General features: G+C 62.7%; 3 protein-coding genes and 1 pseudogene. All 4 read left to right on the plus strand.

Annotated features, from left to right (window positions below; all coding sequences use genetic code 11):
- Positions 1 to 1,316 (plus strand): NADH-quinone oxidoreductase subunit L (nuoL, locus tag EN914_RS25435; protein ID WP_127389337.1); only part of this gene is annotated, 1,316 nt, incomplete at its 5' end.
- Positions 1,316 to 2,821 carry an NADH-quinone oxidoreductase subunit M gene (locus EN914_RS25440; RefSeq protein ID WP_127389338.1) on the plus strand — a complete coding sequence of 502 codons (1,506 nt, stop codon included), beginning with the start codon at positions 1,316 to 1,318 and terminating at the stop codon, positions 2,819 to 2,821. The genes nuoL and EN914_RS25440, both read left to right, overlap by 1 nt.
- Before the next feature lie 18 nt (positions 2,822 to 2,839).
- On the plus strand, positions 2,840 to 4,276 hold the full coding sequence (gene nuoN, locus EN914_RS25445; protein ID WP_013531102.1) for an NADH-quinone oxidoreductase subunit NuoN: 1,437 nt from the start codon (positions 2,840 to 2,842) through the stop codon (positions 4,274 to 4,276).
- A gap of 5 nt (positions 4,277 to 4,281) precedes the next feature.
- Positions 4,282 to 4,549 (plus strand): annotated as a pseudogene (locus EN914_RS25450) (biotin--[acetyl-CoA-carboxylase] ligase); the annotation flags it as partial.

Raw genomic sequence — 4,549 nt, forward strand, 5'->3', positions numbered from 1 at the left:
TCCTTGGCCATGCGCTGGACAAGCAGGCGGCCATGACGATCGTCTGCCTGCTCCTGTTCATGGGCGCCATGGGCAAGTCGGCGCAAGTGCCGCTGCACACCTGGCTGCCGGACGCCATGGAAGGCCCGACGCCGGTTTCGGCCCTGATCCATGCCGCCACCATGGTGACGGCGGGCGTGTTCATGCTGGCGCGGTTGTCGCCGCTGTTCGAACTGTCGCATTCGGCGCTGACTGTCGTGACCTTCATCGGTGCCTTCACGGCCTTCTTCGCGGCCACCGTCGGTCTGGTCCAGAACGACATCAAGCGCGTCATCGCCTATTCGACCTGCTCGCAGCTCGGCTACATGTTCGTGGCGCTCGGCGTCGGCGCCTATGGCGCGGCGATCTTCCACCTGTTCACGCATGCCTTCTTCAAGGCGCTGCTGTTCCTCGGCTCGGGCTCGGTCATCCATGCCGTGTCCGACGAGCAGGACATGCGCAAGATGGGCGGCCTCAGGAAACTGATCCCGACCACCTACTGGATGATGGTGATCGGCACGCTGGCGCTGACCGGCGTCGGCATTCCGGTGACGGTCATCGGCACCGCCGGCTTCTTCTCCAAGGACGCCATCATCGAGAGCGCCTTTGCCGGCCACAATTCGGTTGCCGGCATGGCCTTCGTGCTTTTGGTCATCGCCGCCTGCTTCACCTCCTTCTACTCCTGGCGGCTGATCTTCATGACCTTCCACGGCAAGCCGCGGGCGAGCCATGAGGTGATGCACCATGTCCATGAATCGCCGCCGGTGATGCTGGTGCCGCTGTTCATCCTGGCTGCGGGCGCGCTGTTTGCCGGCGTCATCTTCCACAACGCCTTCATCGGCGAGGGCTATGCCGAGTTCTGGAAGGCATCGCTGTTCACACTGCCTGACAATCACATCCTGCACGACATCCACGAATTGCCGCTGTGGGTCGAGCTGTCGCCCTTCATCGCCATGCTGATCGGCTTCGCGCTGGCCTGGAAATTCTACATCCGCTCGCCGGAAATGCCGGTCAACCTGGCCGCGCAGCATCGCGGGCTCTACGCCTTCCTGCTCAACAAGTGGTATTTCGACGAGCTCTACGACTTCCTGTTCGTGCGGCCCGCCAAGCGCCTCGGCCACTTCCTGTGGAAGACCGGCGACGGCACCGTCATCGACGGCCTCGGCCCCGACGGTATTTCGGCGCGCGTCGTCGATGTCACCAACCGCGTCGTCAAGCTGCAGACCGGCTATCTCTACCACTACGCCTTCGCCATGCTGATCGGCGTTGCCGCACTCGTCACCTGGATGATGCTCTGATGACCGCCTGGCCAATCCTCTCGCTGGTCACCTTCCTGCCGCTGGTTGGTGTGCTGCTTATCCTGTTCATCAATGACGACAGCGAAAATGCACGCCGCAACATCCGCGCCATCGCGCTGTTGACGACGACTTTCACGTTCATCATCTCGCTGTTCATCTGGACCGGATTCGACAATTCGCAGTCCGGCTTCCAGTTCGTCGAGAAGGTCGCCTGGCTCGATTCCGGCATTTCCTACCATATGGGCGTCGACGGCATCTCGATGCTGTTCGTCATCCTGACGACCTTCCTGATGCCGCTCTGCATCCTGGCCTCGTGGGAATCGATCGAGAAGCGCGTCAAGGCCTACATGATTGCCTTCCTGCTGCTCGAAACGCTGATGATCGGCGTGTTCTGCGCGCTGGACATCGTGCTGTTCTACGTCTTCTTCGAAGCCGGCCTGATCCCGATGTTCATCATCATCGGCGTCTGGGGCGGCAAGCGGCGCGTCTACGCCTCGTTCAAGTTCTTCCTCTACACGCTCGCCGGTTCGGTGCTGATGCTGCTCGCCATCATGGCGATGTTCTTCCAGTCCGGCACAACCGACATCCCGACGCTGCTGACCCACAATTTCCCGGCCAACATGCAGACCTGGCTATGGCTTGCCTTCTTCGCCTCCTTCGCGGTGAAGATGCCGATGTGGCCGGTGCACACCTGGCTGCCCGACGCGCACGTCGAGGCGCCGACGGCGGGCTCCGTCATCCTGGCCGGCATCCTGTTGAAAATGGGCGGGTACGGCTTCCTGCGCTTCTCCTTGCCGATGTTCCCGCTGGCGTCGGAAATGTCCGCGCCGCTGGTCTTCGCGCTGTCCGTCGTCGCCATCATCTACACCTCGCTGGTGGCGCTGATGCAGGAGGACATGAAGAAGCTGATCGCCTATTCGTCGGTTGCCCATATGGGCTTCGTCACCATGGGCATCTTCGCCATGAACCAGGAAGGCGTGCAGGGCGCGATCTTCCAGATGCTCAGCCACGGCCTCGTCTCCGGCGCGCTGTTCCTGTGCGTCGGCGTCATCTACGACCGCATGCACACACGTGAGATCGCGGCCTATGGCGGGCTGGTCAACAACATGCCGAAATACGCCACGGTGTTCCTGATCTTCACCATGGCCAATGTCGGTCTGCCCGGTACCAGCGGCTTCGTCGGCGAGTTCCTGACCATGCTCGGCGTGTTCCGGGTCAACACATGGGTGGCGTTCTTCGCCGCCACCGGCGTCATCCTGTCGGCCGCCTACGCGCTCTGGCTCTACCGCCGGGTGATCTTCGGCGCACTGACCAAGGAGAGCCTTAAGGGACTGCTCGACCTGTCGCCGCGCGAGAAGGTGATCATCTACCCGCTGGTCGTGCTGGTCATCTTCTTCGGCGTCTATCCCGCCCCGGTCTTCGACGCGACGGCCCAATCGGTCAAGTCGCTCGTCACCAATGTCACTGCATCCATCGGCGCCGCGCAGACCGCGGCGGCGAACTGACCAGAGGTTTTGCGAACCATGACGCCGGACCTTCTCTCCAGCCTGTCGCTCTCGACGCCAGAGCTGATCCTTGCCGTCGGCGCGCTGGCGCTGCTGATGGTCGGAGCCTATTCGCGCGCCAACACGGCCAACACGGTAACCGGCCTCGCGGTTGCCGTGCTGGCGATCGCGGGCGCCTGGCTGATCTTCCGAACCGGGCAGGGCAGCGCTTATGGCAATGCCTTCATCCAGGATTCCTTCGGCCGCTTCATGAAGGTGCTGGCACTGGTCGGCTCGGCGGTGACGCTGGTGATGTCGATGCGCTTCGCCAAGGCGGAGCGCTTCGACAAGTTCGAATATCCGGTGCTGATCCTGCTGTGCACGCTCGGCATGATGCTGATGATCTCGGCCAACAGCATGATCGGCCTCTATCTCGGCCTCGAGCTGCAGTCGCTGGCGATCTATGTGCTGTGCGCGATCAACCGCGACAATCTGCGCTCGACCGAAGCGGGCCTCAAATATTTCGTTCTCGGTGCGCTGTCATCGGGCATGCTGCTCTATGGCATCAGCCTGGTCTACGGCTACACCGGCAACACCGGCTTCCAGGAAATCGCCACGGCACTCGGCAGCGGCGAGCGCCAGCTTGGCCTCGTTTTCGGCCTCGTCTTCGTGCTGGCCGGCCTTGCCTTCAAGATTTCCGCGGTGCCGTTCCACATGTGGACGCCTGACGTCTATGAGGGCGCGCCGACTCCGGTGACGGCCTTCCTGGCGGCGGCGCCGAAAATGGCGGCGATGGCACTGATCGTGCGCGTCACCATGGGCGCGTTCAAGCCGATCGCCGCCGACTGGCAGCAGATCATCGTCTTCATCTCGATCGCCTCGATGGCACTCGGCTCCTTCGCCGCAATCGGGCAGACCAACATCAAGCGCCTGATGGCCTATTCCTCGATTGGCCATATGGGTTACGCGCTGGTCGGCCTTGCCGCCAACAGCCAGGCCGGCGTGCGCGGCGTTGCCATCTACATGCTGATCTATCTGGTGATGACGCTCGGCACCTTCGCCTTCATCCTCGCCATGCGGCGCAAGGAAGGCAATGTCGAGCAGATCAGCGACCTGGCCGGCCTGTCGTCGACCAATCCGGTCATGGCGACGATCCTGACCATCCTGATGTTCTCACTCGCCGGCATTCCACCGCTCGCCGGCTTCTGGGGGAAATGGTACGTCTTCCTCGCCGCCATCAACGCCAATCTCTACGCGCTGGCGATCATCGGCGTGCTGGCCTCGGTGGTGGGCGCCTATTACTATTTGCGCATCATCAAGATCATGTGGTTCGACGAACCGGTCGGCGGCTTCGTGCCGATGGCGACGGAATTGCGTGTCGTGCTCGGCGTCTCCGGCGCCTTCGTGCTGTTCTACGTGTTGATCGGTGGGCCGATCGGCACCTATGCCGAAGCCGCCGCCAAGACGTTTTTCTAGACGGCATGGCATTTCGGCTGGCTCCAACCTCGGCGTCGGAAGGGTTCCGGCTCGAGGCGCATGAGAGCGTCGGCTCCACCAATGCGCTGGCACTGGACCACGCAAGGGCAGGCGACTCCGGCAAATTGTGGGTCGTTTCCAAGAAGCAGGAAAGCGGGCGTGGCCGGCGCGGCCGCGTCTGGGCGACCCCGGAAGGCAATCTGGCGGCGACGCTGCTCGTCATCACCAAGGCAGAGCTTCGCCTTGCCGCGACATTGGGCTTCGTCGCAGGAC

This window comes from Mesorhizobium sp. M7A.F.Ca.CA.001.08.2.1 (genome assembly GCF_003998455.1).
GTDB lineage: Bacteria > Pseudomonadota > Alphaproteobacteria > Rhizobiales > Rhizobiaceae > Mesorhizobium > Mesorhizobium ciceri.

What these genes read in the sequence shown, in the direction of transcription:
- nuoN (WP_013531102.1), top strand. Translation starts at nt 2,840, where the DNA reads ATGACGCCGGACCTTCTCTCCAGCCTGTCGCTCTCGACGCCAGAGCTG.
- EN914_RS25440 (WP_127389338.1), top strand. Translation starts at nt 1,316, where the DNA reads ATGACCGCCTGGCCAATCCTCTCGCTGGTCACCTTCCTGCCGCTGGTT.